Source organism: Pseudomonas sp. Q12-87, assembly GCF_001269755.1.
In the GTDB taxonomy this organism is placed as follows: domain Bacteria; phylum Pseudomonadota; class Gammaproteobacteria; order Pseudomonadales; family Pseudomonadaceae; genus Aquipseudomonas; species Aquipseudomonas fluorescens_S.
Window position 1 is genome coordinate 1 of sequence record NZ_LHVI01000041.1, and the last position, 2,649, is coordinate 2,649.

At 60.7% G+C, this 2,649-nt stretch carries 1 protein-coding gene; it reads right to left on the reverse strand.

Annotation, left to right across the window (positions count from 1 at the left end):
- On the reverse strand, nt 1–2,649 hold a 2,649-nt coding region (locus tag AD663_RS29165), incomplete at both ends, for an immunoglobulin-like domain-containing protein (protein WP_371261255.1).

Below are 2,649 nucleotides of genomic sequence, written 5' to 3' on the forward strand. Positions count from 1 at the left end.
TTGTCTTGCGTGACGAAGTTCACCGAGCCGGAGCTTTCGCCAACCGGGATGGTGATGGTTTGGCCGTTCGACAGGGTGACGACCAGCGGAGCGCCGGTCACTGGAGCGTTCACCGAGGCGGTGTAAACCACGGTGCCGCCTTCGGCAACGGTCGATGTTGCGCTCAGGCTGACAGTCGAAGTGTCGATGGTGTCTGTGACATCCGTAACCGCAGGAGTCGTGCTTGGCACCAGATTCTCGAAGTTACCGCCGGCAGCTTTGTCGATGCTGACTTCAACCTTGCCGGCGTCCTTGTAGACGTCGTCTTTTGGCGCGTCGACGGTCACGGTGCCGGTGGTGGCGCCGGCTGCGATGTTGATCACGGCGCCGTTGCTCAGGGACACGGTGACGGGCGAACCGGCGGCGTTGGTCAGGGTGGCGGTGTAAACAATCGAACCGCCTTCCGTAACGGTGTCGGTCGCGGTCAAAGTGAGGCCGGTGGTGTCCTGGGTATCGGTCACCGAGGTGTCGGCGGTCTTGCCGTCGATAGCCAACTTCTCGTAGTTGCCACCTTTGGCATCGTCAATTTTGACGCTCAGGTTATCGCCGCCTGCGAGGGCGTTGTCCTGCGTGACGAAGTTCACCGAGCCGGAGCTTTCGCCGACCGGAATGGTGATGGTCTGGCCGTTGCTCAATGTGACAACCAACGGAGCGCCGGTCACTGGAGCGTTGACCGAAGCGGTGTAAACCACGGTGCCGCCTTCGGCGACGGTCGACGTTGCGCTCAGGCTGACAGTCGAGGTGTCGATGGTGTCCGTGACATCCGTAACCGCAGGAGTCGTGCTCGGCACCAGGTTCTCGAAGTTGCCACCGGCAGCTTTATCAATGGAGACTTCCACCTTGCCGGCGTCTTTGTAGACGTCGTCTTTTGGCGCGTCGACAGTGACGGTGCCGGTGGTGGCGCCAGCTGCGATGTTGATCACCGCGCCGTTGCTCAGGGTCACGGTGACGGGCGAACCAGCGGCGTTGGTCAGGGTGGCGGTGTAAACAATCGAACCGCCTTCGGTAACGGTGTCAGTCGCACTCAAAGTGAGGCCGGTGGTGTCTTGGGTATCGGTCACCGACGTGTCAGCCGGTTTTTCATCGATAGCCAACTTCTCGTAGTTACCACCTTTGGCATCGTCAATTTTGACGCTCAGGTTATCGCCGCCTGCGAGGGCGTTGTCCTGCGTGGCGAAGTTCACTGAGCCGGAGCTTTCGCCGACTGGGATGGTGATGGTTTGGCCGTTGCTCAATGTGACAACGAGCGGAGCGCCAGTAACCGGTGCGTTGACCGAAGCGGTGTAAACCACGGTACCGCCTTCAGCAACAGTCGAAGTCGCTGAGAGCGAAACAGTGCTGGTGTCGATGGTGTCGGTTACGTCAGTGACAGCTGGGGTGGTACTCGGCACCAGGTTCTCGAAGTTGCCACCGGCAGCTTTATCAATGGTGACTTCCACCTTGCCGGCATCTTTGTATACGTCGTCCTTCGGTGCGTCGACGGTCACGGTGCCGGTCGTGGCGCCAGCCGCGATGTTGATGACCGCGCCATTGCTCAGCGTAACGGTGACTGGCGAACCGGCGGCGTTGGTCAGGGTGGCGGTGTAAACAATCGAACCGCCTTCCGTAACGGTGTCGGTCGCCGAGAGGGTCAGACCAGTAGTGTCTTGGGTATCGGTCACCGACGTGTCAGCCGGTTTTTCGTCGATAGCCAGTTTTTCGTAATTACCACCCTTGGCGTCGTCGATCTTGACGCTCAGGTTGTCGCCGCCTGCCAGGGCGTTGTCCTGCGTGACGAAGTTCACCGAGCCGGAGCTTTCGCCAACCGGGATGGTGATGGTTTGGCCGTTCGACAGGGTGACGACCAGCGGAGCGCCGGTCACTGGAGCGTTCACCGAGGCGGTGTAAACCACGGTGCCGCCTTCGGCAACGGTCGATGTTGCGCTCAGGCTGACAGTCGAAGTGTCGATGGTGTCTGTGACATCCGTAACCGCAGGAGCCGTGCTCGGCACCAGGTTCTCGAAATTGCCGCCGGCAGTTTTATCAATGGTGACTTCAACCTTGCCGGCGTCCTTGTAGACGTCGTCTTTTGGCGCGTCGACAGTGACGGTGCCGGTGGTGGCGCCAGCTGCGATGTTGATGACCGCGCCATTGCTCAGCGTAACGGTGACGGGCGAACCGGCAGCGTTGGTCAGGGTCGCGGTGTAAACAATCGAACCGCCTTCAGCGACAGTGTCGGTCGCCGAGAGCGTCAGACCGGTGGTGTCCTGGGTATCGGTCACCGACGTGTCAGCCGGTTTGCCGTCGATAGCCAGTTTTTCGTAGTTACCGCCCTTGGCGTCGTCAATTTTGACGCTCAGGTTGTCTCCGCCTGCCAGGGCGTTGTCTTGCGTGACGAAGTTCACCGAGCCGGAGCTTTCGCCAACCGGGATGGTGATGGTTTGGCCGTTCGACAGGGTGACGACCAGCGGAGCGCCGGTCACTGGAGCGTTCACCGAGGCGGTGTAAACCACGGTGCCGCCTTCGGCGACGGTCGACGTTGCGCTCAGGCTGACAGTCGAGGTGTCGATGGTGTCCGTGACATCCGTAACCGCAGGAGTCGTGCTCGGCACCAGGTTCTCGAAGTTGCCA